A 25,586-nucleotide genomic window follows, 5' to 3' on the forward strand; every position below is an offset into this window, starting at 1 on the left:
ATATTTCTGTCCCATGGCATTTTGTATTCAGGTTCAGGCAGTTATAATCGATGACATTTGAAAAATAAATCAGTAGAGATTGTTAAATGCTTCAGAACATCAGGGATAACTCATCCAGCTGGGTGGTGAAGGTCATTGTTGGTTTTATTATCATCACATTTGCACTATTTGGTGCGGAAGCCATTGTTGGTGCTTTTACCAGTGGTGGTGATGAAGTAGCTACCGTAAACGATGAGAAGATCAGTCGTTATGAGTTGGAAGTAGCCACTCAACGTCAGGTGCGTCAGATTTTAACCCAGATGGGGCCTGATGCTGATCCGTCAAGTTTGAACGAGAATATGATACGTTCAAGTGCATTGCAGGGACTGATTGAACGTGAAGCGGCGGTTCAGGCTGCCCAGAACGCTGGCCTTATGGTCAGTGACTTGCAAATTGATCGCCTTATTCTGAATACACCAGAGTTCCGTGGTGCAGATGGCAAGTTCAGTGTTGATCAATTTAATGCCATGTTGCGCAATGTTGGTCTTCAGCCGCTTCAATTCCGCCAGGAACTGAAAAAAGATGTACTGATTAACCAACTGCAGTCAGGTATCGGCTTAAGTGGTTTTACGCCTGACAAGTATATTGAGCGTGTGCTCCAGCTTGATAGCCAAACCCGTACCATTAATTATGTACAGATTAAGGCTGCTGACCAAGCGGTGACAGTAACAGACGATGAGATCAAGCAGTATTACGATGCTAATAAAGCTGAGTTTGCTGTACCTGAGATGGTCAGGTTAAGCTATATCCAGCTGAGTCAGGATGATCTGGCAGCGAATGTCGATGTGACGGAAGAGCAGCTTCAGGGCGCCTATGAGGCTTATCGTCAGAAAACGCTGAAGCAGGAGTCCTACTACGCATCTCATATTCTGTTGGAAACTGAAGATCGCACAGAAGCTGAGGCAATTGAACAGCTAAACCAGATTAAAGCCCGTATTGATGCGGGTGAGTCTTTTGCTGATCTGGCGAAAGAAGTCTCTGAAGATATCGGTTCTTCTAATCTGGGTGGTGAGCTGGGCCTTGTAGAGGCGGGTGCATTTGACAATGACTTTGAAAGTGCTTTGTTTGCTTTGGAGCAAGGTCAGGTATCAGAGCCAGTCGTGACCGATTTCGGCGTACATCTGGTTCGTTTGGATCGCAAATCTCAGGCTGAAGTAGCCAGCTTTGAACTGATGCGGGCAGAGTTGGCAGATGAGCTGAAAGATGCTGAAGCAGCTAAAGCTTATCTGACATTGACCGAAGAACTGGCAAATGCTGCCTTTGCGTCTGATGACCTGTCTTCAGTAGCAGAAGAGCTGAAACTGAAAGAAGCGAAAACGGAACTGTTTTCTGCTCAGGGTGGTCAGGGTATTGCCGCTGATCCGAAAGTAATTCGTGCTGCTTTTTCTCAGCGTTTAAAATTGGATGGTGAGAACAGCGATCTGATTGAATTGGATGATCGCACTGCTGTGGTTGTCCGTGTTGCTGAAGTAAAAGAGGCGACTACAGAGACTCTGGTGGATGTATCGGGTCAGATCAAGGCTAAGTTGGAGCAACAGAAACGTATTGATCAGATGACAGCTCAGGCTGACCAGCTGCTGGCTTCTGTTTCTGCTGATAACACTCTTGAGCAGGTTGCAAAGGATAATGGTCTTGAGCTTGCGATTATTAATGATGTCTCTCGTGTAGATCAGGTGTTGCCACAAGCTATTGTACGTACAGCATTTAGTATTGGACTGAATGGTGTCGGGAAAGCAATTCAGGATGGGGATGTATACCTGGTTTCTGTCAGTGAAGTCAGTCAGCCTGAGGTCAAAGAAGAGATGGTTGCTTTTTATAAGCAGGCGATTGAATTGAACCAGATGCGCAATGATGTGCAGTTGTTCCGTACAGCCATTAGTGACGAAGCTGATGTAAAACGTCTATAGGCATTTGCAAATGGACAGACACTTACTGATTAGTGAGCCACAGTAGTGATCAATTAAAGATCATTAATAAAAAGCCCGGCAATTTAATTGCCGGGCTTTTTGCATAGAGCAGTTATGCCTGGGTGGTTACAGCTTAGCCTTCATAAACTTTGGCTGCAGCCTCGGCAGCACCCCGACCTAGCTCTACCCCTTGTGCACGAATCGTGTTTTCCAACGCATCCAGGCACAGCATGACATTACGACGGTTGCAGCTGGCACCCATTAAACCGATACGCCATACCTTACCAGCTAAAGCGCCCAGACCCGCACCAATTTCCAGGCTGTAATTTTGCAGCAGAGCACTGCGTACTGCGGCTTCATCAACACCTTCCGGTACTTTTACAGAGTTCAGTTGTGGCAGACGATACTCTTCATCAACCAGGAACTCCATACCCATCGCTTCGAGCCCCGCTTTTAGTGCTTTATGATGTAGTTCATGGCGTTGCCAGGTATTTTCCAGCCCTTCGTCCAGCAGCATAACAAGACCCTCATGCAGAGCATAAAGAGCATTTACCGGCGCCGTATGGTGATAAGCGCGCTTGCCACCTCCGCCCCAGTAACCCATAACCAGGTTCTTATCCAGAAACCAGCTAGGAACGATTGTTTTGCGGCCTTTAACGACGTCAACGGCTTTTTCACTAAAGGTTACCGGAGAGATACCAGGAGGGCAGGATAGACATTTCTGAGTACCGCTATACAGTGCATCAATGCCCCAGCCATCTACATCCAGTTCAATTCCTCCCATGGAAGTAACGGCATCAACAATAGTCAGGGCGTTATGTTTTTGTGCGATCTGGCACAGAGCTTTCGCGTCTGAGCGAACGCCGGTAGAGGTCTCTGCGTGAACAAAGGCCAGAATCTTAGCATCAGGGTGTTCAGCAAAGGCTGCCTCTACTTTATTTGGATCAACGGGTTGTCCCCAATCGTCCTGTACCATAATGGCCGTGCCGCCAAAGCGCTCGACGTTTTCTTTCATACGGCCGCCAAAGACACCATTCTGGCATACAATGACTTTGTCTCCTGGTTCAATCAGGTTGACGAAGCAGGCTTCCATACCAGCAGAGCCAGGTGCAGAAACGGGGAGCGTCAACTCGTTTTCGGTCTTCAGAACCGTTTTTAGCATGCTCTTGACCTGATCCATCATCGTAATGAACTCTGGATCCAAGTGACCTATGGTCGGGCGTGACATGGCAGCCAGAACACGAGGATCAATATCAGAAGGTCCAGGGCCCATCAAGGTACGAACAGGTGGGTAAAAAGAGCGGTAAGTGGTCATTGAGTCAGTCCTTAAAGAAAGATCGCCCGGAAGGCACCGGGCTTGTTTTTAGCGTATCGAAGCATAATTGCCGGAGTAAACGTACTTTGTATTAAAGTTTCTGCATACATTGATAACTGGAAGTTGAGCTAAACTGCGGCTTCATTACCTATTGTCCATAATGTCTGAGAAATCAACATTCACTCTTTAGTCGCGATAGTGTGCATGAGAGTACATGAGAGTACTATGAGATGGTCAAGCTGCTTGTATCGCAATGCCTTATCGCAGAAGAGATATCTCTGTTTGCATATCCAGCCAAAAGCTACACAAAAAATAGAGTAGATACAAACCTTTGGCTTAATCAGAACCTAGGGGTCATGGCTTATCATAGTCAGGGTTGTTTCTGTTTGCTTCCGTGGCGGCAGAGGGAATAACTTGAACCTTGATCGCCACGTTGTGTCAGAATATTGCGTCATAAATCAGGGCAGTGACTTGAGTCGTTTTGCTATAGAGGGTCGATAGTAAGATTAAAGTGACAGCTATTTGAAGAACACCGATAAGGACCATTATGTATTTGGAGTCAGAGCAACAGTTGAGAGATTTATATGGCTTTGCTGCAGGGCGAGCGAAAGATAAGCAGTTGGATGCGCTAGAGCAGCACTCTGTTCGCTTTATTCAGCTATCTCCCTTTGTATTGCTTTCAAGCTATAGCCGGTTGGGAGGAGTTGATTGTTCTCCAAGAGGAGGTCAGCCTGGGTTTATTCATATTTTGGATCATCAGCGTATTTTAATACCCGATGCCAAAGGCAATAATCGCCTGGATAGCCTGGTTAATATTTTAGAGACGGGAAGAGTCGGCTGTTTATTTTTGATTCCCGGCGTTGATGAAACCCTAAGGGTCAATGGCACTGCTAAAGTATCTGTAGCAGCAGAACATCTCGCACTGTTCTCTGCTGAACGCAACCCACCGAAAAGCTGTATTGAAATTACTGTGCAAGAGGTTTTTTTACACTGTGCCAAAGCCTTAATGCGCTCCGAACTCTGGAATCCTGAGGCTCAGATCGAACGCTCAGTATTACCTTCAATGGGCAAGATGATTAATGATCAGCTTAAAGTCGAGGGTGAGGCTGAATCCCAGGAGAAGATGATCGAGCGCTATAAACAGACTCTATAGCGCTTAGGTGTAAGAGGCGCTTACTTTGCCGCTATTCAGTAAGGGCTTACTTCATAAAGGCCTTGCCGCTAATGATTTTATAAGCCGGTGTGCCCCGAATGAGCATTTCGCGGGCAAACACGGTGCCGCACTTAGGGCAGGTGCAGGAGGTTGTCGTATGGTCCTCAGTAATGCGCTCTTTAAAGCATTTTACCAGAGAGCCCTTGCCGCCCTTTTTATATTTAAATAGTTGAGTTTTGCAAACAGAGCAGTAGATCTTTACTGATGCCTCGGGGGCTTTTTTATTGGGTTTAGCCATATTTCTACTCTTATCAATAATTGCCCCGCATCTTAGCTGGAAGTGCACAGCTATGCGATAGATAAGCTGTCGGTTCTGATAACTGAGCTATGTTATTCATCCCCATCTTATGTGTCAGGTCCTGGTTTATAAAAAGCGCTAACGGGGGCCAGGGCAGAGTATAAAAGTAGATACAGGCCGTTAATGAGAAAAAATGCTTTTTTCATCTATTATTTGATGTAATGTAAACGCCTTTGAGCCTTAAGGCGACTGCTGATGTCAGTTAGTTTAAGTCGTCATTGTGGCTTTTCTTGGTCTGATTTTCAGGCGTATTCTAAACTCAGGGAATGAGCACATGAAACAAAGTTGTGTAGAAGTGATCAAGAACCTAGGTGAGTTTGAATTCTTTGAAGGTTACTTTATTGGCCGTATTTTTGAAGGAGCCAATGCCGGAAGTGATTTCGTTGATGCCTTAAGTTCATTGATTCAAAAACATAGCCCAGGAAAGCCCATCGTTTATATCAGTGATCGTGTGCACTCTTATTCCCTTGATCCAGTTGCCACTATGGAACTTATTGAGCGTAACCAAATCTGCTATGCAGCAGTGGTGACCTATACCCGTCAGCAAAGCCGAATTTTCAGCTATGAGGTACGTTCCATTAAAGGTGCTGAATTAAGATCCTTTCCTAATCTTGCAGAGGCTATCCGCTGGGCAAAAAGCGTTTCACAGGGTTTAAACCGGGTTGGGCAGAGCTGATGGTTAGTACAGATAATAGATCGTTTGAAAAATTGCCTTTTTGCGATTTGATCTCTCTTAGCGCATCCTGTTAGAGCGTCTATCTCATGACGCTCAGATGAAGTCGAGGACAGCTGTTTTTCAGAGGGGAATTCTATGATTTATTCAACTACAGACACTATTCCTGGTCGGGATATCGCTGCGATTGTTGGTGTTGTGACTGGCAATGTTGTGCAATCAAGGCATATTGGCCGGGATATTATGGCGGGTTTAAAAAGTATAGTGGGTGGTGAAATTCGAGGCTATACAGAGATGTTGTCGGAAGCCAGGGATTTAGCCATTCAGCGCTTGGTACAGAGCGCTGTTGATAAGGGGGCCGATGCAGTCGTGGGGATACGCTTTACCACAAGTGCTATCATGGATGGGTCATCTGAAATTATGGTGTTTGGTACAGCGGTAAAGCTAAAAGCCATTGAATAACATACTGTTTAAAGGCTGGGACGTCCCATGAAGTGTTAAAACCAGCGGCCTTACAGCGCAAAGGATTATTAATCTACGTCTGGAGATCTACCGATGCTGAAACTTATCAAGTTTAATCTGCTGATAACCGTATTGATGCTGCTGCATGGTTGCAGTTCTGGGGCAACTGTGAGTGGAGACATGCAGCCGGGAGATAGTCAAACACTAGTGGATTTTGCTTACTCCCTAACGTCGGAACAAAGCTGTCATCAGGCAGGAGGGAGCTGGGAAAAGGTAGGTAGACGGCAAAAAGCGGCTTGTGTCTTACCCACGAGTGATAGAGGTAAGCGTTGCAGTGATAACAAGCAGTGCGAAGTAGCCTGTATTGTCTCAAAACGAGGTATTAAAGCTGGGGATGCAGTGGAAGGCCAGTGTCATCACTCAACCAATTTGTTTGGCTGTAAGGCCCGTGTCGTTGATGGCGTTGCCAGACCGACTTTGTGTATCGATTAGGTTATGGTTTTATCGGTCTGGCCATAGTAGGACCGTTGTCAAATACAACACTTTGTTTAACATCAGTAGTGAAAGAATTTTTTCATTAACTTATGGCAGGTTGCAGATCTCTTTGCACCATGTTGAATAGATACTGTTGTTCAAGTGTTTATTAAGGATAAAAATGGATAAGCTTTCTTTGTTGCCAGTTCTTTTCTCTGTAGTCTTTTCAGCAGATGTTGCTTCTGATCAAAGCGTTAAAGCTCAGGCTATAACAACAGCTCTCTATGGCAGCTGGGGATGTAGTGCGAGGGTAGAAAATGGCTCCCTTCGAATGAAAATTGCTTCAGAGGATACCTACCTCGGAAATCATCGTTCAAGTACCCGAGCTACTTTAAAGTTGCAAGCTTCTTCGGCATACCCTGAGATTGAATACTCTGTTACGGGGAACGCAACCTGGAAAGTGAGTAACGGCTTTTTGGTCAGCACTTTTACGAATGTAAAAGTAGTCAATATCAGCCATCCTGAGTTTGATTATATTCTTAATATCCAGGATATGTTTCCGAAAAAGGTCAGTGAATCTGCGGAAGTGATCGAGCTATCCCAATCCAAGCTGATTTTAAGAAGTCAAACTTATGGAACCGTCTATCGTTGTGATCGAAAGGGCTGAGTCACGTTTTATTGGATATCACTATGTCTGATTCAAATGATAAGCAAGGTGAAACCCCTATTGCTCTGGGTATCTCATTGGGTGTAGCGATAGGTGCTGGAATCGGTGCTGCGATGAGTAACGTAGGGTTAGGCATCGCTTTGGGCATCGCTATAGGGGCTGCGCTTGGTTACGTCAGTAAACACCATCAAGCTGATAAAAAGGATGCTGAGTAGTAAGCAGTAGAGTGTGTTCGTTTGCGCTATTGGCTTGGCTTAGAGCGCAATCTGTATATTGTCGTGTTTTTGTTGAAGAGTGGTTATGTCTATTCAGATCTCATCGGCCATCGCTTTAGTTCCCCTTCAATTTTCAGATGCGGAAGTGATGTTCCCCCTGATTGATAGTGATCGTAACAATCTAGGCCAATACCTGGACTGGGTGGATTCGGTTACTGATATTGAAACAACTCGAGGCTATTTACAGCGTCGAATAAAAAGCGGTTTAAATGGCGCTGCTTGGTATAAAATTGAGTTTAATCATACAGTTGTTGGTGTGTTTGGAGTCAAGGTGGTCCGTCAGTCCAGGGCTTGTGCTGAGATCGGTTATTGGCTTCATTCCGATTACCAAGGCAACGGCATCGTGACGCAAACCGTGACGGGATTTTGTGAACACTTAAAAGCAGAAGGTCTGATCCAGCGTGTTGAGATTCAATGCCTGGCTGAAAATAAAGCCAGTATCGCGGTAGCACTGAGATTGGGTGGGCGACAGACAGGGACTATTCCCAATTACCGAGTTATTAATGGTATGCCGCAAACATTAAAGATCTACACGATTAAATTACGGAAGCTGGTTGAGTAGCTGTCAGGCGGAGCTTGCCGGATAATACTGACAATGAGTAGAGAGAAACGAGGAAGTAGTCGTGCGTCGGGTTGTAATTTTTGGTAATTCGGGTTCCGGTAAATCCACCTTGGCAAAAAAACTTTGTCAGACTAATGGCTTATCTCATCTGGATTTAGACTTGATTGCCTGGCTACCGACGACGCCAGTGCAAAGAAAGCCAATCGATGAGTCGAAGCAGGCTATTGATGCTTTTATCACGGCTCATTCCAGCTGGGTAATTGAAGGTTGCTACTCTGATCTGCTGGAGCTTGCCTTGCCCGAGGCTACAGAGATTATCTTCTTGAATCTGCCTGTAGACCTTTGCATAGTTAATGCTAAACAGCGGCCCTGGGAGCCGCAAAAATATGAGAGTAAGGCCGCACAGGATGAGAATTTAGCCATGCTGATTGATTGGATTGCACAATATCCTATACGGAAAGATGTATTTTCACAGGCATCTCATGAGGCTTTGTTTGCAAGCTTTCAGGGCAAAAAAACTCAATTTACCTGCAATAGACACCTCTAAATCAAAATGCCAGTGAAGGCAGTATGCTGATTGGGGTTACAGTAACCGCTGTCAGACCTGATATGAACTAATACAATTAAGCAAAGACAGAAAGAGTCTCTTTCCGATGAGTATATGCGAGAGTTGGGTGTATGGAGGGTAGTATGAAGGCCCATATTGAAAGTCCATCGCTATCTGGTGAGACTCTGGATAGCCCAAAGACGCTGCATATTCGCTGTGGCAGTGATATTAAGCATGGTCTTGAACTGGCCGGTTTCTGTGGTCAGTTTCTGGAATTTAGTGATCCCTTTTGTCAGGGACCGATTGCTGATTTGCCACCTGATGAGCTAATTCCACTGCGCAGTAAGTTTATTGCTCAGGCTTATCAACTAGAACTCAATGATGCCTTAGCTAGGGGGCGTCAAGCATACGATGGCCTGGCTGTTTGTCTGTTGCCTGATTCACCATGGCAAAAGATTGTGCTCTGGTTTGAGCATGACAGTTATGACCAGCTGATTCTGGCCTACCTGCTCAGCCGTTTTTATCGTCATCAGCAAGCATTCCCAGAGTTCACTTTGCCTCTGGAGATGATCTGTGTCGATCAGGTGCCAGGTGTTGAGGATTTTATTGGTTTAGGCCAGCTAACTCCTGAGTTATTAAGGTATCTTTGGCTACACAATAAAGCGCCTGTCACCACTGAGCAGCTAGTGCTGGGTGAGAAGGTTTGGCTGGCATTATGTGCTTATGATAGCGCTGAAGACCTTGAAAGCCTGGAACAGCTAGCTTTTAGCCCTAAACCACTGGCTATACCCATGATGGCCCAAGCCTTGCGGCGTCATTTACAGGAACAGCCTGATCCAGAAACTGGATTACGTTTGACAGAGCTCCTTACGCTGGAGCTGTTAACGGAATATGAAGGCTTAACCGCAGGCCGTCTTTTTGGTCGTTATATGTCAGAAAAAGAACCTCTGCCTTGGTTGGGTGACCTGATGTATTGGTATATTCTGCGTCAGATGGCAGAGTGTCCAGAGCCTTTAATCACAATAGGTTCCTCGCAGCCTGATGAGGGAGGCCGGTCTGGTGACAACGACAAGACTGGTGATGAACACTGGCCCAAGTACCCTGTACAGATTACTGAGGCCGGTAGGCGCTGTTTGTCATTATCTAAGCTCTGAACTTGCTCCAATAAATCGAGCACTCTTTAAGGTTTAATTCTTATCTTAGCTTGAAGCCCCCGGTGATAGCGGCTTGCCGGTTGAGGAGGGCCATTGTTATCACTAGCAGTCTGCCGGACTTAAGGCGTTAAAAGGCGAGAATCTCGCTAAGGTAGTTGGTTATTGATGCTGAGATTGTGGAAATAAATTCGTACACACTCCGAACATAATAAGCAGGATATTGACCTATGGGAAAAGGCAGGAATTATTTTCTGTGATTAAGAATGACAAAAGCCAGCGCTTTTTGTTAGAAATAGGCTGGCTTTTGTTCGGAATAGATCTGAGTGAAAAAGAGTTAAGCGTTCGAGTTAAGGCTTATAGCTTCTTGCAATTTCACGTAGCTCTTTCAGGGCTGCTTCAGCATCAACCCCCCGGTCTGCAACCCGTTCCAGGTATTCCTCATCCATACCTTTCACCATCGATTTAAACTCCTGATCCATAGGATCGCCCGGTTTCACCTCAACAATTGAAACACCGGCGTCTCTCGCAGCTTTAAGGCCTTCAATATCGCCAGCATCCCAGGCTCGGCCAGCCAAAGCGGACAATTTCTCGCCGGAAACAGACATAATCGCTTGCTGATCAGCCTCGCTGAGTCCCTCCATAAAGTCCGGGTTAAGGAACATAGAGAAGCTCATGGTGTACATGCCGCCCGGAAGTAGCACCAGCTGCTTTGTAACTTCGCTTAGGCGCTGGGCTTTCTGTTCACTGGCTGAGATAAAAACACCATCAACGACGCCCTGTTGCATCATTTCGTAAACCTTAGGTGCCGGGGCGCCTACCGGGGTGATTTCCATCCGTTCACCTAATGCGCCTTGAATACCACCGCCCAGACGAATCTTACGACCTTTCAGTTCCTCCAGGGATTTGATCGGCTTTGCCAGGTGTATCTGTCCTGGGCCGTGGGTAAAGAGTGCGGCTAATTGAAGGCCTTCATGTTCATTGGCCTGCTTGAAATATTTTTCGTTAACCCGCCAAAGGGCAACGGAAGCCGCTTCGGCACTGGCATTCAGGTTAGGCAGCTCTACGGCTTCGGTCAGTTTAAATCGCCCGGGAATGTAGCCATGCACGCTCCAGCTGGCATCGGCGACACCATCCTCGACCAGATCAAACAAACTTTTTGGGTGTCCCATACCGTATTCAACGACCATCTTCACACGGCCTTCGGTGGCTTCGTCAATCCACTTGCCCCAGGTATCCAGCACAACGGCATTTTGGGGGTGGGTTGGCGGTAGCCAGCTGGCGACACGCATCGTAGTTTCAGCCAGGGCTGCGGCTGATAAGGTCATGCCCAGTGTTAAGCCTGCGATTGGTTTTATTAGCTTTTGCAGTTTCATAGAGAGTCCCTCTTTTTATTTTTATGGTTCTACTGATCTGGATTGATCAGTTTTTTAATGCCTGGTCCAGTATCTGGATCCAGTGTTTGACAGCTTGGTCGGCTGTCTGAGACAGGTGAGTAATACAGCCAATATTGGCTGAGATGTACTCCTGGGCGCCGCTGTCCTGCAGCGCCTGCACTTTATTGTTGCGCAGCTCAGAGGCCGGCTCTGGCTGAAAAATGGAATAGGTTCCGGCAGAACCGCAACAGATATGGTTATCCCGGATAGGTTTCATATCAAAGCCCAGTTGACCCAGCAGGGCTTCGACTTTCCCTCCCAGTTTCTGTCCGTGCTGAAGTGAGCACGGGCATTGGAAGGCGAGGCTAGCATCCGGCTGGAGGTTCAGTCTGGATAGATCCTCTGCAGCCACAATTTCGACCAGATCTGCCGCCAGTGCTGAGATTTTTTGTGCACGATCAGCGTAATTCGGGTCCTTTTTGAGCAGATCGCCATACTCTTTAACGGTTGTACCGCAACCGCTGGCGGTAATAACGATCGCTTCGCAACCCTGTTCGATCAAAGGCCACCAGGCATCAATATTACGGCGCATAAAATCAAGGCCATCCTCTTGCTGGTGCAGGTGATAACTCAGGGCTCCACAGCAACCCGCAGCCGGGGCGGTTTCCAGATAGATACCCAAGTGCCCCAGTACCCGGGTGGCCGCCTGATTAATCTCTGGTGCCAGACCGGGTTGGACACAGCCCTCCAGCAGTAACATTCGACGGTTTGTTGATGGTTCGGCGGTCACAGGTGATGGCTTAGCGGCCACAGGTTTAAGACGGGTCTGCGACAGTGGAGGAATGGTCTTGGCTAACCGGCCTGGCAGCAGTGGGCGTATTAGTCGGGCGGTTTTCAGAATCGGATTGAAACGGCGCGGGTAAGGCAGAACCGATAGAATAGCCCGGCGTAATAAGCGCTGTTTCAGATTACGGGGCACCTCGGCTTCGATCAAAGGTGTGCCGATTTCCACCAGGCGGTGATAGTTCACACTGGCCGGACAGGTGGTTTCACAGGAGCGGCAGCTAAGGCAGCGATCCAGATGCCGTTGAGTATCGCGACTGACGGGGTTGCCCTCGAACACCTGCTTAAGCAGGTATATTCTCCCACGGGGACTATCCAGCTCATTCCCGGTCAGTTTATAGGTCGGGCACGTAGCCAGACAGAAACCACAGTGGACACACTTACGCAGGATCGCTTCAGCTTCTGAGCCAATATCGGTGTGTTGTAAAGGTTCGGCAATCTGGGTTTGCACAGTATCTTCCTTTAGTCGTTAGAGATGGCTGACATCAGAGCGTGGGATAAAGGCGACCAGGATTGAGAATTCTCTCTGGATCAAAGCTGGTGCGTAACTGTTGACTGAGTTTGAACAAGCCCGGTTCTAAAGGCTGACGCAGACTTTCATCTGTGCCATACCGTGTTCCATGGCCGCCTAAGCTCCGGGCCAGATTCCAGACGGTTTCCGGGTCAGCCTGGCTGGTGATCCAGCGCTGAGCGCCGCCCCATTCGATCACCTGCTGCTCGACGATCTCTTTAGGTAGCGGGCCGGTAGCTGGAGGCAGTGACAGTCGCCAGAAAAAAGGTTGTTTAAAGATCGGAAGCTGCTGTTCTCTCAGTTGCTGCCAGAGCTGTTCGCGCCCTGTTAATGCTTCGTCCCCTGATAATTGTTCTCCGCCAATCTGCTGCTCTCCTCCAATAAACTGTGCAGCAGCCATCACGGCAGACTCACTGCCGGACAAGCGTATGCAGAGTTGACCGTCCTGATAGCAGGTGGCCGAGATAGGCAGTGGCTTCAGTCCCAGATTGTTGAGCAGGGTACGTGCCTGAGTTTCATCACACTCAAGACTCAGAGTCTGTTCCAGTTGCGGACGAGGCACGACCTTAAGGCTAATATCCAACAGCACACCTAAGGTGCCCTGAGCACCACACATCAGACGCGAGACATCATAGCCCGCGACATTTTTCATCACCTGACCGCCAAAATTCAGCCGCTCGCCTTTCCCGTTAATCATGCGACAGCCCAGAACAAAATCCCGTGCGGCACCACTATAGGGACGGCGTGGGCCAGACAGACCACAGGCGATAGTGCCGCCCAGCGTCGCCTTATTGTTATAACGGGGCGGTTCAAAGCCCAACATCTGGCCCTGCTCGGCCAACGTGGCTTCGATAATATGCAGCGGCGTTCCGGCGCGGGCGGTAATCACCAGTTCGGAAGGCTCATAGTTGATGATGCCCTGATAGTGATTCAGGCAAAGGTCTGTACCTGTTACGGTATGTCCCAATGCCGATTTACTGCCACCGCCGACAATCCTGAGCGGCTGTTTATCCCGGTAGGCCTGGATAACCTGATCGGCCAGGCTTTCTTCAGATGATGTCATTGGGTTTACAGGCATATCAGAAGCGCTCCAGATGGGGAAACGGCATTTCACCGTTATGGACATGCAGACCGTTGAACTCCGCACAACGGGCCAGCGTGGGGATCTGTTTGCCGGGGTTGAGTAGCGTCTTGGCGTCAAAAGCCTGTTTCAGAGCATGAAATTGCGCCAGCTCTTGAGGGTTAAACTGCAGACACATCTGGTTGATCTTCTCCAGACCGATACCGTGTTCACCGGAAATCGTACCGCCGACCTCGATACACAGCTCCAGAATCCGGGTTCCCAGCTCAAAGGCGCGCTGGTGCTCCTCTTCGTTCGATGAGTCGAACAGGATGGAGGGGTGCATATTGCCGTCACCGGCATGAAAGACGTTCACCACCTGTAATTGATACTGGTCGGCCAGCAGATTGATCTGTTTCCACACCTGAGCCAGTGCTCTGCGGGGAATAGTGCCGTCCATAATGTAGTTGTCCGGTGCCAATCGGGCTAATGCGGGGAAGGCCGCTTTACGGGCGGCCCAGATACGGGTGCTTTGCTCAGCATCTTCAGCAATCTGTATATCGGTCGCATGCAGCTCACGGAAGATCTGGATCACCTGCTGCAACTCGTCTTCGACTTCCGCTTCACCTCCGTCCAGTTCACAGATGATGACCGCTGCGGCATCCACCGGATAACCGGCATGCATTAACTCTTCAATGGCGCAGATACCCGTTTGGTCGATCATTTCCAGACCGGCGGGAATAATGCCAGCTCCGATGACCGCTGCAATAGCCTGACCGGCATCTTCAATGGTGGCAAAAGCTGCCAGCATCACCCGGCAGCTTTCCGCACGGGGCAGCAGTTTTACTCGTATCCGAACCACGATACCCAGTAAACCTTCTGAACCGGTCAGAATGGCCGTCAGGTCATAGCCTGCCGCATCTAACGCAGCGCTACCCAGAGTAATCAGCTCGCCACTGGCGGTGACCATTTCCAGTTCAAGGATATTGTGTACCGTCAGGCCGTACTTAAGACAGTGCACGCCACCGGCGTTTTCGGCCACATTGCCGCCGACGGAGCAGGCCAGCTGAGAAGAGGGGTCCGGTGCGAAGTAGAGATTATGTACCGCTGCCGCTTCAGTCACAGCAAGATTTCGGACACCGGGGCCAATCAGCGCGGTGCGGTTGTCGGGATCTATATTATAAATTTGGTCAAAACGACTCATGCCCAGTAGGACACCGTTCTCCACCGGCATGGAACCGGCAGTCAATCCGGTGCCTGCGCCCCGGGCCACCACTGGAATATCCAGCTGGTGACAGCAGCGCATCACATGCTGGACTTGCTCAATGGTGTCCGGCAATACGGTCAACAGAGGCAGTTGGCGCATGGTGGTAAAGGCATCACATTCGTAGGCCCGCAGCTGCTCAACTTCGGTAATAATGTATTGCGTTGGAATCAGCTGCCTTAGCAGTGGCAGAAGATCATTCAATCTTTGTTCGCGCTGCGCTTCTGGATGCTGAGAGTCTGGATGCAAAGAGTCTGGGCTGAGTGTCATAGCGTGGCTCAGTTTTTTTGACGGATGGAGGCGGTTTATGCGCGTCAATACGCTGTATTGCGCTGTATTGCACTGAAATCACGACCATGCTCAAAAAATGCTGCCACCCCATAGCTGTTACATAACAGAGTCTCCCTATGGGGTGACGAGCAAAATGCGAGCATGGTGTTTTCTGAGTTTTAGCGCTTTGAAATACCATTACGTCCTGGGAAATCAGGCGCTAACTCTCTCGCATTCGGCATCTTCAGCCATAACCGATACAGATGACGTCGGCGTTCTGGCTCGTCGTAGTCTTCAAAACTGGTGCGGGAATGGAAAATATAGTAGTTATTGACGAACTGGATATCACCCGGTTCCATCAGCATATCCAGGCGAATATCCGGATCGACCAGAATGGAATCGATCAGATCCAGAGCTTCAACTTCCACTGGAGATAAAGGCAGGCCCGCATTTTCCTGAGCGATTTCGATGTATTGGCGCAGATACATCGCGCTTAACTTGCCTTTGTAATGACTGAAAATTGGCGTGGAACCCACATCGCCATCATTCAGGTGCTCTAACAGGAAGTGGCGATGCAGCAGACCCAGATACTCCGGGTGTTTTTCCAGAATCTCATTGTAGAGAGTCATCGCACTTGAAATACTGCTCATGCCGCCAGATTTTGCTTTACGCAGACACAAGAGACCAACCACATCAGACAGATCCGCGTGATAAGGCAGGTATTCATTGGTTTCATAAACGCGAACTTGTCTGGTATCCGCCGCACCAATGTTTTTCACATGGCCCAGCATATCGCCCTTGATGTTTTGTGAAACCGGAGTGCCCATATTCAGGCCTAAACCATAATAGATAATGGCCGCTTCTTCATCGGTATAACGTTCAATGGGTAAACCGCGGATAAGGACAAAACCTCTGCCATTTTCCAGCTCCTCATTGAAGTAAGTGATCTCTTCAGCAAGTTCACTGATCGGGAAATCTTCTTTGGTGAAGTTGGGAACCTGTAGCCCTTTCTGCTTAACGTTTTCCAAGGCTCTTTCGAGAACGGCAATGGCCTGATCCGACCAGTGATAAACCAAGGCATTGTCATCCTTGATATCTTTTCCTTTCCAGGCCGATGGACCCTCGATTCTCTCTTTACAAATGACGCTCATACTTTATTCCTCTTATTATTTTAATGCTGCCTACAAATGCTACAGGTTAAACAGCGGGGTTGTGTCTCGTCAGATGAGAAGCAACGGTGTCCACTGTAAACAGGATTTGATATTAGAAAAAATACATATTTGATATGCTTATCCATATTAAAAAAATATGGCCTGATTTATGGTGGTGAGATAGAACGGACTGGTGGCGCCGGGTGCTAAGTGTTGCCGGGTGCTAAGTGTTGTCAGGTGATAGGCATCGGGCGATAGCTGCCGGGTGATGGGGAAAAGGTGATGGTGGAAAGACGATGGGAGCAGGAATATGAAACTCAATCAGCTGAAATATTTTCTTAAGATTGCGGAGCTGGGCAGTGTCTCTGCAGCGGCGCGTGAGCTCTATATCGCCCAGCCTGCTCTGAGTAATCAGATTTCTGCCCTTGAGAAAACACTGGGGGTCAGTCTGTTTACCCGCACGGTTAAAGGTGTACAGCTCACGCCTGCAGGGGAAAAGCTGGTGCATCATGCGGGCCTGATTCTACGCCAGGTTGAGAACGCCCGTGCCGATGTGATCTCAGATGCTATCTCTCCCAGAGGCGAAGTTCGTCTGGTGGTGGACGCATCCAAGGCTTATACCCTATTGCCGTTGCTAGTGACCGAAGCAGCCCGGCGCTTTCCTGAGGTGCAACTCAAGCTTTCCGATGCGATGAGTATAGTGGCCTCTCAGCATGTAGCGGATGGCAAGGTTGATATGGGGCTGATCCCTAACGCAGCGGATCTGAGTGATGTGGAAGTACTGCCGGTCTACCGCGAGTCGATGTATCTGGTAGGCAAAGATCTCGGCGCAGGGCATGATGGAAAAACCATTCTGTTTGAGCAGCTATCAGAATACCCCTTGGTCGCACCTGCACGGCCCCATAATGTCCGCATGCATATTGAACAAACCGCATTAGAAACCCGCCGACCTCTCAATATCTGTTACGAGCAAAATACAGGCTTGGGTTTGCGCTGCATGATCAATAGCGGTATTGCCAACGGCATTATTCCTCGGGATGTGATGAGCGTCGAGCTACAGCGAGGCGAGTTAGATGCTTTAAAAGTTGTTCAGCCCTCCATTGACCGGGTTCATGCCTTGGTTCGCCTGAAAGACCGACCCGTGACGACAGCCTGTCGTGCAATAGAAGGGCTGGTGATCGATGTGATCACCACCCTGTGTGAGCAAAATATACTCGACGGTGAGGCATTACAGCGGTCTGAGGGTTAACCGCCTGGTTTGTCGTTATCCTACAGACGAATACGTGATAAATACGTGATAGGGGCCGATCTCTTTATGCCCTGCAGTATGTGGTGAAACGCCTCTTTAGGAGTAGCGTCTTCAAAGCCCGACTACTACAGGGTGCAGGGATTGTAAATCTGGACACATAAAGACATAGACATATAGACACATAAAGGCTACACGGAACTACTGCGGGCTTGATCAGCATCTTGTCTACGCTGTTTAATCAACGCAAACAGCAGTAATGCCAGAGCAACGGGTACAAAAGATACCCATAAAACCTGATCCCAACCATACAGCGCCAGAATTCCACCAGAAGAGAAAGAGCCAACAGCCATTACACTAAAAACAATAAAATCGTTTAGTCCCTGCACCTGCACTTTCTCTTCCGGGCGATGACACTGCAATACCAGTGCTGACGCCCCTAAGAAGCCAAAGTTCCAACCCAGGCCCAATAGAATCAGCATCCACCAGAAATGGGGGACTTCAATACCGCTCAAACCTACGGTGGAGGATAGGGCCGTTAAGCCAAGGCCCAGCAGCGAGATCTGTATTGCCCCAAAGCGTTCAATCAGACGACCCGTAAAAAAACTGGGAGCATACATAGCGATCACATGCCACTGTAGCCCCAGGTTTGAAGAGGTCTGGGAGTGACCGCAGAAGTGCATCGCCAAGGGGGCAGCAGTCATAAGGAAGTTCATCACCATATAAGACACGGCACCACAGGTTACCGCGACAATAAAGCGTGGCTTGAACGCAATGGTTTTGAGTGGACGTCCTGCGGGTTTGTTTTTCTCCGCCTGTCCTTGTTCGCCCTGTAGCGCCTGTGTGGTTTTAGGTTGATGCACTCCCCAAAGCAGAAAGGCAGACAGAGCTGCAACGGCGGCTTGTACGGCAAAGGTGGCGGAAAAGATATGCAGTGGCCACAGATACATGGTCCAGGTCACCAGTTGCGGACCAATAATACCCGCAAGCACCCCACCGCCCATAACCAGAGATAAGGCTCTGGCCTGCCTTTTGGGTTCAACGCCATCGGTGGCGGCAAAGCGAAAGGAGAGCGCTACAGCAGCATAAGCACCGCCAAACAGCGTTGCGACACAAAATAACCAGAAGGAGCTGGTGATTAATGCCAGCATAGACAGCAGGCCGGTGATGATACCAGCGCTTGTGCCAGCCAGGAAAGCGGCTCTGCGGCCATAACGCTTAGCCAGCACACCAAAAGGCAAAATGCACAGGGCCATACCGACAACAAAAACGGAGATTGGCAAGGTGGCCAGCGCGGGATCAGGTGCCAGAGTATTGCCTATGATGGCTCCAGTGGCATAAGTGACAACGGAGTTAGCGCCCGCAAGGGCTTGAGCAGCAGTTAAGCGCCAGATATTGCCACGTTGATGCTGTTCGGATAGATATTCTTCTGATGGTGGGAGCGGCTGAGCAGTAGCAGAACTCATAGCAAGACCTTAACGGTAGGTGTTTTAAGTACATAGCGCAATTAAGCGATTCTGATATTTTCCAAATCAAGATACCAGAAAAATGAGCATGGTTTGTCTGAATATATTTGTTTTTACTAAATTTGAGTTCAGGATCATTCCCGATAAATTTCTTGGTATCAGAGGTTGGATAAGCGAAGCGCCATCCGGCATTGGCTTGGGTGCGCGGCTATTGTCGGAAGGCGCCTACAGCTTTTCCAACCTGCAATAACTCCACATGAAGTCAGAAAAGGGTGGTGCCTGTGGTTGTCCCCATTGCCTGGTCCCCATTGCCTGTAGTTGTCCCAATTTAGGGTAAGCCAGTATCAATGCCTGAAACTTGGTCTCTGTTTCCAAATATTCGGATCTCGACTGGCATGTAAAACAGCAAAGATCAGAACAGTATCCTCTATTAATTAATCGGAAATAAATACCAAATGGGAATTTGTTGATCAGAACTCGACGAATGCCTTTGTGTACCACCGGGTATTGCAAAGGGTTCTCTGCTATTTTGGCTACAGCTTCAGTAATTTGATCAAGGTAATTGTGTCCTAGTCCTTGGCTCTGTGTTTCATACCACTGTGGAGCATCCTCAATATCCCGTTCAGCTTCTTTAGAAACCGAACTTGATAATTCATAGTTTTTTCCTGATAGCGTCTAATGCATCGCTGGCTTTTCTGCCTTGGTCACCATCCTTTTGATAGTTTTCCAGACGTCGATCCAGCTCATTTTTCTGTGTTTGGGTAACTGATAGTACACCTTGGTCTTCAGTAATACTGTCCCAGATATCTTCTACGAGCTGGACACGTTGACTGATAGGCAACTCACGTAGCTCTGGTTTCATGGTTTACTCCAGAGGGGGAGTTGGAAAGGTTATCCCTAGTGTAACGCTTATTTCAGGCTAAGGCATATAGGGTTTGATTGAGCTTTCTGGACTATCCCGGTATCCCCCAGCGCCTTCCTCTCTAAATTCCCCCTCTACGAATTTGCATCATGATTTAGCTGATCTGATGTCGCAAATAATGGCGCGCCTCAGGTTGGCATTGCTCTTGGGGGTGCCCGCTGTTAAGCAACGCTGAATTTACGACAGTTTGGATGTCGCAAATAATGGGTTTGTCACAGGTTGGCATTGCTCTTGGGGATGCCCGCTGTTAAGCAACGCTGAATTTACGACAGTTTAGATGTCGCAAATAATGGGGGTGTCGCAAATCGACATTATTGGGCCGCAGTTAAGCAGCTACGTTAAACCCGCTCTGTTTAGTATTACTCTCACAATGCAGCCAAAGCTTAGATCTGACCATTGCGGCAGGCTGCAAATGACAATCCTGCCATAGGTGATTACTCGGCCTTAGCAGTAACAAGAAAGAGCTGAATGGGGTGAAGCGGTCACAATAGACCGTCGCTTCTAAGCTGGTTTTTCAGCCAGGTTGGCTGGCATCCAGAGAGGGTTATAACAATGCAAAAATACTCTGGCTTCGGGCTGTTTAAACACAGCTTGAACCACCACGAAGACTGGCAGCGTGCCTGGAGAAACCCAACACCGAAGAAGAAGTACGATGTAATCATCGTTGGGGGTGGTGGTCATGGTCTGGCGACAGCTTATTACCTGGCAAAACAGTTTGGTGTAACCAATGTAGCGGTCATTGAGAAAGGCTACCTGGGTGGCGGTAATACCGCGCGTAACACCACTATTGTTCGTTCCAACTATCTGTGGGACGAGGCAGCTCACCTGTATGAGCACGCGATGAAGTTGTGGGAAGGTCTGTCTCAGGATCTGAACTACAACGTAATGTTCTCTCAGCGTGGTGTACTGAACCTGGGTCACACTCTGCAGGATATGCGTGATATTGAGCGTCGTGTGAATGCTAACCGTCTGAACGGTGTGGATGGTGAGGTTCTGGATCCTAAGCAGATCAAAGAGATCGTGCCGCATATGGATTGTTCTGAAAACACCCGCTACCCAATCATGGGTGCTTCCTGGCAGCCGCGTGGTGGTGTAGCCCGTCACGATGCTGTGGCCTGGGGCTTTGCGCGTGGTGCGGATATGCACGGTGTGGATCTGATTCAGCAAACTGAAGTCACCGATCTGATCATTGAAGACGGTACGATTACTGGCGTTAAAACCAACCGTTACGGCGAAATCAAAGCGGATCGTGTGGGTTGTGTTGTGGCGGGTAACTCGGGTGTGCTGGCTAAGATGGCTGGTTTTGAGCTGCCGCTGGAATCTCACCCGCTGCAGGCGCTGGTATCTGAGCCGATTAAACCGATTCTGGATACGGTTGTGATGTCTAACCATGTACACGGTTACGTATCCCAGTCCGATAAAGGTGACCTGGTCATCGGTGCCGGTATTGACGGTTATAACGGCTATGGCCAGCGTGGTTCTTTCCCAACGATTGAACACACGGTACAGGCGATTGTTGAGCTGTTCCCTATCTTCAGCCGTGTGCGCATGAACCGTCAGTGGGGCGGTATTGTTGATACCTGCCCTGATGCTTGTCCGATCATCAGTGAAACGCCGGTTAAGAACCTGTTCTTCAACTGTGGTTGGGGTACTGGTGGCTTTAAGGCGACTCCGGGTTCCGGCAACGTATTTGCGGCATCTCTGGCGAAAGGCGAGATGCATGAACTGGCTAAGCCGTTCTCTATGTTCCGTTTCCACAATGGCGCGCTGATTGATGAGCACGGCGCTGCTGGTGTAGCACACTAATACGGGCAGAGTCTGAGGAGTAAGAATCGATGTTTCATATCTATTGTCCGCATTGTGGCGAATACCGGGAAGAAGAAGAGTTCCACGCGAAAGGTCAGGCCCATATTGCCCGTCCTCTGGACCCGGAAGCGTGCTCTGATAAAGAGTGGGGTGAGTACCTGTTCTTCCGTAAGAATCCTCGTGGTCTGCACCATGAGTTGTGGGTGCACGCAGCGGGTTGTCGCAAATTTTTCAATGTGACCCGTGACACCCAGACCTACGAAATCAAAGAAGTTTATAAGATTGGCGAACAGCCATCTTTCGTAACAGAAGAATAAGAGGAGCGGAACCATGACACAGAAAAACCGCCTCCAGAGTGGAGGTCGCATCGACCGCTCCAAGCCATTGACGTTTACCTACAACGGTAAGCAGTACAAGGGCTACCAAGGCGATACACTGGCTTCTGCGATGCTGGCTAACGGCATCGATGTGATTGGCCGTAGTTTCAAATACAGCCGTCCGCGCGGCATTATCGCTGCGGGTGCGGAAGAGCCGAATGCAATCATGCAGCTGGGTGCGACTGAGGCCACTCAGGTGCCTAACGTACGTGCCACTCAGCAAGAGCTGTTTAACGGTCTGGTATCCGGTGCCACCAATGGTTGGCCAAGTGTTGATACTGACGTAATGGGCGTACTGGGTAAAGTCGGTGGCAATATGATGCCACCGGGCTTCTACTACAAAACCTTTATGTATCCGCAGTCTATGTGGGATACCTACGAGTCCATCATCCGTAAAGCAGCGGGCCTGGGTCGTTCACCTCTGGAAAATGATCCGGATATGTACGACAAGGTGAATCAGCACTGTGACGTTCTGGTTGTGGGTGCCGGTCCTGCGGGTCTGGCTGCGGCGCTGACTGCAGCACGCAGTGGTGCCCGTGTGATCATCGCTGATGAGCAATCCGAATTCGGTGGCAGTCTGCTGAGCAGCAAAGAGACTCTGAATGGCGCGCCAGCCAGCGAGTGGGTGAGCTTTGTTGTTGATGAGCTGCGCGGCTATGACGATGTGATGATGCTGCCACGTTCTACTGTGAACGGCTATCACGATCACAACTTTCTGACCATTCATGAGCGTCGCACCGATCATATTGCCGATCGTGCACCAGACGGTCAGGTGCGTCAGCGTATGCACCGTGTTCGTGCCAAGTGGGTTGTACTGGCGACAGGTGCACATGAGCGTCCACTGGTATTCGCTAACAACGATGTACCGGGTTGTATGGTGGCTAACGCCGTTTCGACCTACATCACCCGTTACGGTGTGGTGCCAGGTAATGATCTGGTACTGATGACCACGAATGACTCCGGTTACCAGGCGGCACTGGATTGGCACGATGCCGGTCGTCGTGTTGCGGCTGTGGTTGATACCCGTAAGAATCCAAGCGGTGATCGTGTTGATGCGGCTCGCAAGCGTGGCCTGAATCTGATCACAGGTTCTGCGGTAATCGAAGTACAGGGCAGCAAGCGTGTATCCGGTGTCTCTGTTGCACCGATCAGCGCGGACGGTAAGTCAGTTGCGGGTTCTGTGACTAAGATCAGTGCGGATACGGTTGCGTCTTCCGGCGGTTGGAGTCCGGTGATTCACCTGTCTTGCCACACCGGTAGTCGTCCGGTTTGGAATGAAGAAGTCGTGGGTTTCCTACCAGGACCGACCGTACAGAAGCAGCTGACGGCAGGTGCGATCAATGGTAGCTACAGCACCAGCAAAGCACTGGCTGAAGGTCAGCAAGCGGCTCTGGATGCGATTGCAGCTCTGGGCATGAAGGCGGCTGAAGTGGTTCTGCCACAAGCGGTTGAGGTGAACGAAGGTCAGCCAATGACTTTGTTCCACATTCCGCACCTGAAGTCGACTGCAAAAGCACCGAAGCAGTTTGTGGATTACCAGAATGACGTAACGGCTGCGGGTATCGAACTGGCCTGTCGTGAAGGTTACGAGTCTATCGAACACGTGAAGCGTTACACTGCCATGGGCTTCGGTACGGACCAGGGTAAGCTGGGTAACATCAATGGTATGGCGGTTGCGGCAAGTGCGCTGAACAAGACCATTCCAGAGACCGGTACGACAATTTTCCGTCCAAACTACACTCCTGTGACGTTCGGTGCCATTGCCGGTCGTGATTGTGGTGAGCTGTTTGATCCTAAACGTTACACCGCGATGCATAAGTGGCACGTTGAGAACGGCGCTAAGTTTGAGGATGTGGGGCAGTGGAAACGTCCTTGGTACTTCCCGAAAGCGGGTGAGTCCATGCAGGATGCGCTGAACCGTGAGTGTAAAGCCACCCGTGAATCCGTCGGTATTCTGGACGCATCTACACTGGGTAAGATCGATATCCAGGGTAAAGACGCCCGTGAATTCCTGGGCCGTGTTTACACCAACGCCTGGGCTAAACTGGCAGTCGGTAAATGTCGTTACGGTCTGATGTGTGGCGAAGATGGCATGGTGTTTGACGATGGCGTGACCTCTTGCCTGGGCGAGAATCACTTCGTCATGACCACTACATCTGGCGGTGCAGCCCGCGTTTACGAATGGCTGGAGCTGTACCATCAGACTGAATGGCCAGAGATGGAAGTGTACTTCAACACCGTAACCGATCACTGGGCCACGATGACCATCTCAGGTCCTAACAGCCGTAAGCTGCTGCAGGAACTGACCGATTACGATGTGTCGAAAGAGAACTTAGGCTTTATGGATTGGAGAGAGATGCAGGTTGCTGGCGTTCCAGCACGTGTATTCCGTATCTCCTTTACCGGTGAGCTGTCGTTCGAGATCAACGTTCAGGCCAACTATGGTCTGCATGTGTGGGAAAAACTGTTCGAGCACGGTGCCAAGTACAACCTGACACCATACGGCACAGAAACCATGCACATTCTGCGTGCAGAGAAAGGTTTTATCATTGCCGGTCAGGATACGGATGGCTCTGTTCACCCATACGATCTGGGTATGGGCTGGTGTGTATCTCCGAATAAACCATTCAGCTTTATCGGTAAGCGTGGCATGGCTCGTGAGGATTGTGTACGCCCGAACCGTAAACAACTGGTGGGTCTGAAGACCCTTGATCCAAACGTGGTATTGCCGGAAGGTGCACAGGGTGTATTGGATCCTAATGCGCCAATCCCAATGCCGATGGTGGGTCACATTACTTCCAGTTACTGGAGTGCTAACCTGGGTCGTAGCATCGCCATGGGCTTTGTCAAAGGTGGCCTGGATAAGATGGGTGAGAAAGTATTCTACCCACTGGCAGATGGCCGAGTTATAGAAGCAGAAATCTGTAGTCCGATCTTCCTGGACCCTAAAGGGGAGCGTCAAAATGTCTGATAATGTCGTTGTAGAAGAAAAGCCAGTAGATACCGTGGCAATTATGAATCAACTGCCGGGTGCAGACATTGTTGGTCAATCGCCGCTGCATCATGCTGAACTGGACGCGTTGTCCAAGAAAGGCGTTCGCAAAGGTGGTGTACACCTGCGTGAAAACAAGCTGCAGGCGCACCTGACGCTGCGTTGCAATCCAAACAATACTGAGCAGCTCGCTGCGGTAGTGCGTGTTCTGGATGTGGCTCTGCCACTGCAACCACTGACTTCAGTGGAGAAAGGTGATGTTTCTATTCGTTGGATCTCTCCGGATGAGTGGTTGATCGTCGTGCCGGGCGAGAAAGCGTTCGAAGTGGAAACCCGTTTCCGCGAAGAGATGGAAGGCCATCACTCGCTGGTGAACTCCAGCGGTGGCTCTACCATTCTGGAACTGTCGGGCGACAACGTTGTAGATATGCTGAAAAAATCCACGCCGATTGATCTGCACCCGAAAGAGTTCCCGGTTGGTAAAGTGGTATCGACGGTATTTGCCAAGAGCAGTGCCATCATCCGCCGCACCGGTGACAAGCGCTTTGAGTTGGTGATTCGTCGCAGCTTTGCTGACTACATCTGGCTGTGGATTCAAGACGCCAGTCGTGAGTTCGGCTTGGTGATCGAGGCCTAAGCGTCTGGTGATTGACGCCTGGTCCACATGCTTAAGTAATTAAGCACTGACACCTAAGTCTGAAGTCAGGCTTAGGTGTCTA

24 protein-coding genes and 1 pseudogene are annotated in these 25,586 nt (G+C 49.4%); 15 read left to right on the forward strand and 10 right to left on the reverse strand.

Features of this window, described 5'->3' with window-relative positions; all coding sequences use genetic code 11:
• Nucleotides 1-86 precede the first annotated feature (86 nt).
• Entirely contained in the window at nucleotides 87-1,946 is a 1,860-nt protein-coding gene (locus H579_RS0106920) for a SurA N-terminal domain-containing protein (protein WP_028300072.1), read from the forward strand.
• Nucleotides 1,947-2,079: 133 nt separating this feature from the next.
• Here the strand turns inward: H579_RS0106920 and H579_RS0106925 are convergent, their stop codons facing one another.
• Complete coding sequence (locus H579_RS0106925) at nucleotides 2,080-3,261, reverse strand: pyridoxal-phosphate-dependent aminotransferase family protein (protein WP_028300073.1); 1,182 nt, start codon at nucleotides 3,259-3,261, stop codon at nucleotides 2,080-2,082.
• 547 nt (nucleotides 3,262-3,808) lie between these two features.
• Between H579_RS0106925 and H579_RS0106930 the strand changes: the two genes are divergently transcribed.
• Nucleotides 3,809-4,414: a pyridoxamine 5'-phosphate oxidase family protein gene (locus H579_RS0106930; protein ID WP_028300074.1), complete on the forward strand. Its 606-nt coding sequence runs from the start codon at nucleotides 3,809-3,811 to the stop codon at nucleotides 4,412-4,414.
• Between the two features lie 46 nt (nucleotides 4,415-4,460).
• On the opposite strand, the gene H579_RS0106935 is transcribed toward H579_RS0106930, so the two are convergent.
• Nucleotides 4,461-4,712, reverse strand: a complete 252-nt coding sequence (locus H579_RS0106935; RefSeq protein ID WP_028300075.1) for a hypothetical protein — start codon at nucleotides 4,710-4,712, stop codon at nucleotides 4,461-4,463.
• Nucleotides 4,713-5,046: 334 nt separating this feature from the next.
• On the opposite strand from H579_RS0106935, the gene H579_RS27705 reads away from it, so the two are divergent.
• The 8 genes from H579_RS27705 to H579_RS24625 all read left to right on the forward strand — a co-directional run bounded on the left by H579_RS27705 (nucleotide 5,047) and on the right by H579_RS24625 (nucleotide 9,586).
• Nucleotides 5,047-5,448, forward strand: coding sequence for a hypothetical protein (locus H579_RS27705; RefSeq protein WP_051227390.1), 402 nt, complete (start codon nucleotides 5,047-5,049; stop codon nucleotides 5,446-5,448).
• Between the two features lie 135 nt (nucleotides 5,449-5,583).
• A complete protein-coding gene (locus H579_RS0106945) occupies nucleotides 5,584-5,907 on the forward strand; it encodes a heavy metal-binding domain-containing protein (protein ID WP_028300076.1) in 324 nt (107 codons plus the stop codon).
• 93 nt (nucleotides 5,908-6,000) lie between these two features.
• The gene (locus tag H579_RS27710; protein WP_051227392.1) at nucleotides 6,001-6,399 is read left to right on the forward strand and encodes a hypothetical protein; all 399 of its coding nucleotides are present in this window, start codon (nucleotides 6,001-6,003) and stop codon (nucleotides 6,397-6,399) included.
• A gap of 163 nt (nucleotides 6,400-6,562) precedes the next feature.
• Nucleotides 6,563-7,048, forward strand: coding sequence for a hypothetical protein (locus H579_RS0106955; protein WP_028300077.1), 486 nt, complete (start codon nucleotides 6,563-6,565; stop codon nucleotides 7,046-7,048).
• 23 nt (nucleotides 7,049-7,071) lie between these two features.
• The gene (locus tag H579_RS24615; protein ID WP_036565612.1) at nucleotides 7,072-7,263 is read left to right on the forward strand and encodes a glycine zipper domain-containing protein; all 192 of its coding nucleotides are present in this window, start codon (nucleotides 7,072-7,074) and stop codon (nucleotides 7,261-7,263) included.
• Between the two features lie 85 nt (nucleotides 7,264-7,348).
• Nucleotides 7,349-7,885: a GNAT family N-acetyltransferase gene (locus H579_RS24620; RefSeq protein ID WP_036565616.1), complete on the forward strand. Its 537-nt coding sequence runs from the start codon at nucleotides 7,349-7,351 to the stop codon at nucleotides 7,883-7,885.
• A 61-nt stretch (nucleotides 7,886-7,946) separates the two neighbouring features.
• Nucleotides 7,947-8,432: a P-loop NTPase family protein gene (locus H579_RS0106970; protein ID WP_028300078.1), complete on the forward strand. Its 486-nt coding sequence runs from the start codon at nucleotides 7,947-7,949 to the stop codon at nucleotides 8,430-8,432.
• Between the two features lie 143 nt (nucleotides 8,433-8,575).
• Nucleotides 8,576-9,586, forward strand: coding sequence for a DUF1835 domain-containing protein (locus H579_RS24625; RefSeq protein ID WP_051227393.1), 1,011 nt, complete (start codon nucleotides 8,576-8,578; stop codon nucleotides 9,584-9,586).
• Nucleotides 9,587-9,933: 347 nt separating this feature from the next.
• On the opposite strand, the gene H579_RS0106980 is transcribed toward H579_RS24625, so the two are convergent.
• The 5 genes from H579_RS0106980 to H579_RS0107000 all read right to left on the reverse strand — a co-directional run bounded on the left by H579_RS0106980 (nucleotide 9,934) and on the right by H579_RS0107000 (nucleotide 16,058).
• Nucleotides 9,934-10,959: a TRAP transporter substrate-binding protein gene (locus tag H579_RS0106980; RefSeq protein WP_028300079.1), complete on the reverse strand. Its 1,026-nt coding sequence runs from the start codon at nucleotides 10,957-10,959 to the stop codon at nucleotides 9,934-9,936.
• A 46-nt stretch (nucleotides 10,960-11,005) separates the two neighbouring features.
• Entirely contained in the window at nucleotides 11,006-12,253 is a 1,248-nt protein-coding gene (gene glcF / locus H579_RS0106985) for a glycolate oxidase subunit GlcF (RefSeq protein WP_028300080.1), read from the reverse strand.
• 34 nt (nucleotides 12,254-12,287) lie between these two features.
• Nucleotides 12,288-13,391, reverse strand: a complete 1,104-nt coding sequence (gene glcE / locus H579_RS0106990) for a glycolate oxidase subunit GlcE (RefSeq protein ID WP_211224680.1) — start codon at nucleotides 13,389-13,391, stop codon at nucleotides 12,288-12,290.
• Between the two features lies 1 nt (nucleotide 13,392).
• Nucleotides 13,393-14,907 (reverse strand): FAD-linked oxidase C-terminal domain-containing protein, encoded by a 1,515-nt coding sequence (locus tag H579_RS0106995; protein ID WP_051227394.1) that lies wholly within the window; start codon nucleotides 14,905-14,907, stop codon nucleotides 13,393-13,395.
• A 179-nt stretch (nucleotides 14,908-15,086) separates the two neighbouring features.
• Nucleotides 15,087-16,058 (reverse strand): TauD/TfdA family dioxygenase, encoded by a 972-nt coding sequence (locus H579_RS0107000; protein WP_028300083.1) that lies wholly within the window; start codon nucleotides 16,056-16,058, stop codon nucleotides 15,087-15,089.
• 310 nt (nucleotides 16,059-16,368) lie between these two features.
• On the opposite strand from H579_RS0107000, the gene H579_RS0107005 reads away from it, so the two are divergent.
• Nucleotides 16,369-17,307: a LysR family transcriptional regulator gene (locus H579_RS0107005; RefSeq protein WP_028300084.1), complete on the forward strand. Its 939-nt coding sequence runs from the start codon at nucleotides 16,369-16,371 to the stop codon at nucleotides 17,305-17,307.
• Nucleotides 17,308-17,495: 188 nt separating this feature from the next.
• Here H579_RS0107005 and H579_RS0107010 read toward each other — a convergent pair whose 3' ends face one another.
• From H579_RS0107010 to H579_RS0107025, 3 genes and pseudogenes are all read right to left on the reverse strand, one after another.
• Nucleotides 17,496-18,770: an MFS transporter gene (locus H579_RS0107010; protein WP_028300085.1), complete on the reverse strand. Its 1,275-nt coding sequence runs from the start codon at nucleotides 18,768-18,770 to the stop codon at nucleotides 17,496-17,498.
• Between the two features lie 225 nt (nucleotides 18,771-18,995).
• Nucleotides 18,996-19,397, reverse strand: a pseudogene (locus H579_RS30060) (hypothetical protein); the annotation flags it as partial.
• 25 nt (nucleotides 19,398-19,422) lie between these two features.
• Nucleotides 19,423-19,632, reverse strand: a complete 210-nt coding sequence (locus tag H579_RS0107025) for an addiction module protein (RefSeq protein ID WP_028300086.1) — start codon at nucleotides 19,630-19,632, stop codon at nucleotides 19,423-19,425.
• 612 nt (nucleotides 19,633-20,244) lie between these two features.
• On the opposite strand from H579_RS0107025, the gene H579_RS0107030 reads away from it, so the two are divergent.
• Genes H579_RS0107030 through H579_RS0107045 form a run of 4 tightly spaced genes read left to right on the forward strand, consistent with a single transcriptional unit; the run spans nucleotide 20,245 to nucleotide 25,504 of the window.
• Nucleotides 20,245-21,498 (forward strand): sarcosine oxidase subunit beta family protein, encoded by a 1,254-nt coding sequence (locus tag H579_RS0107030; protein ID WP_028300087.1) that lies wholly within the window; start codon nucleotides 20,245-20,247, stop codon nucleotides 21,496-21,498.
• Between the two features lie 29 nt (nucleotides 21,499-21,527).
• On the forward strand, nucleotides 21,528-21,815 hold the full coding sequence (locus tag H579_RS0107035) for a sarcosine oxidase subunit delta (protein ID WP_028300088.1): 288 nt from the start codon (nucleotides 21,528-21,530) through the stop codon (nucleotides 21,813-21,815).
• A gap of 13 nt (nucleotides 21,816-21,828) precedes the next feature.
• Complete coding sequence (locus H579_RS0107040) at nucleotides 21,829-24,846, forward strand: sarcosine oxidase subunit alpha (protein ID WP_028300089.1); 3,018 nt, start codon at nucleotides 21,829-21,831, stop codon at nucleotides 24,844-24,846.
• Nucleotides 24,839-25,504: a sarcosine oxidase subunit gamma gene (locus H579_RS0107045; RefSeq protein WP_051227395.1), complete on the forward strand. Its 666-nt coding sequence runs from the start codon at nucleotides 24,839-24,841 to the stop codon at nucleotides 25,502-25,504. The genes H579_RS0107040 and H579_RS0107045 overlap by 8 nt, the downstream gene beginning before the upstream one ends.
• Nucleotides 25,505-25,586 lie beyond the last annotated feature (82 nt).

The organism is Oceanospirillum beijerinckii DSM 7166 (genome assembly GCF_000422425.1).
Taxonomy (GTDB): Bacteria; Pseudomonadota; Gammaproteobacteria; order Pseudomonadales; family Halomonadaceae; genus Oceanospirillum; species Oceanospirillum beijerinckii.

Coding starts and splice junctions, on each gene's coding strand:
- H579_RS0106920 (WP_028300072.1), top strand. CDS start 87: ATGCTTCAGAACATCAGGGATAACTCATCCAGCTGGGTGGTGAAGGTC.
- H579_RS0106925 (WP_028300073.1), bottom strand. CDS start 3,261: ATGACCACTTACCGCTCTTTTTACCCACCTGTTCGTACCTTGATGGGC.
- H579_RS0106930 (WP_028300074.1), top strand. CDS start 3,809: ATGTATTTGGAGTCAGAGCAACAGTTGAGAGATTTATATGGCTTTGCT.
- H579_RS0106935 (WP_028300075.1), bottom strand. CDS start 4,712: ATGGCTAAACCCAATAAAAAAGCCCCCGAGGCATCAGTAAAGATCTAC.
- H579_RS27705 (WP_051227390.1), top strand. CDS start 5,047: ATGAAACAAAGTTGTGTAGAAGTGATCAAGAACCTAGGTGAGTTTGAA.
- H579_RS0106945 (WP_028300076.1), top strand. CDS start 5,584: ATGATTTATTCAACTACAGACACTATTCCTGGTCGGGATATCGCTGCG.
- H579_RS27710 (WP_051227392.1), top strand. CDS start 6,001: ATGCTGAAACTTATCAAGTTTAATCTGCTGATAACCGTATTGATGCTG.
- H579_RS0106955 (WP_028300077.1), top strand. CDS start 6,563: ATGGATAAGCTTTCTTTGTTGCCAGTTCTTTTCTCTGTAGTCTTTTCA.
- H579_RS24615 (WP_036565612.1), top strand. CDS start 7,072: ATGTCTGATTCAAATGATAAGCAAGGTGAAACCCCTATTGCTCTGGGT.
- H579_RS24620 (WP_036565616.1), top strand. CDS start 7,349: ATGTCTATTCAGATCTCATCGGCCATCGCTTTAGTTCCCCTTCAATTT.
- H579_RS24625 (WP_051227393.1), top strand. CDS start 8,576: ATGAAGGCCCATATTGAAAGTCCATCGCTATCTGGTGAGACTCTGGAT.
- H579_RS0106980 (WP_028300079.1), bottom strand. CDS start 10,959: ATGAAACTGCAAAAGCTAATAAAACCAATCGCAGGCTTAACACTGGGC.
- glcE (WP_211224680.1), bottom strand. CDS start 13,391: ATGCCTGTAAACCCAATGACATCATCTGAAGAAAGCCTGGCCGATCAG.
- H579_RS0106995 (WP_051227394.1), bottom strand. CDS start 14,907: ATGACACTCAGCCCAGACTCTTTGCATCCAGACTCTCAGCATCCAGAA.
- H579_RS0107000 (WP_028300083.1), bottom strand. CDS start 16,058: ATGAGCGTCATTTGTAAAGAGAGAATCGAGGGTCCATCGGCCTGGAAA.
- H579_RS0107005 (WP_028300084.1), top strand. CDS start 16,369: ATGAAACTCAATCAGCTGAAATATTTTCTTAAGATTGCGGAGCTGGGC.
- H579_RS0107010 (WP_028300085.1), bottom strand. CDS start 18,770: ATGAGTTCTGCTACTGCTCAGCCGCTCCCACCATCAGAAGAATATCTA.
- H579_RS0107025 (WP_028300086.1), bottom strand. CDS start 19,632: ATGAAACCAGAGCTACGTGAGTTGCCTATCAGTCAACGTGTCCAGCTC.
- H579_RS0107030 (WP_028300087.1), top strand. CDS start 20,245: ATGCAAAAATACTCTGGCTTCGGGCTGTTTAAACACAGCTTGAACCAC.
- H579_RS0107035 (WP_028300088.1), top strand. CDS start 21,528: ATGTTTCATATCTATTGTCCGCATTGTGGCGAATACCGGGAAGAAGAA.
- H579_RS0107040 (WP_028300089.1), top strand. CDS start 21,829: ATGACACAGAAAAACCGCCTCCAGAGTGGAGGTCGCATCGACCGCTCC.
- H579_RS0107045 (WP_051227395.1), top strand. CDS start 24,839: ATGTCTGATAATGTCGTTGTAGAAGAAAAGCCAGTAGATACCGTGGCA.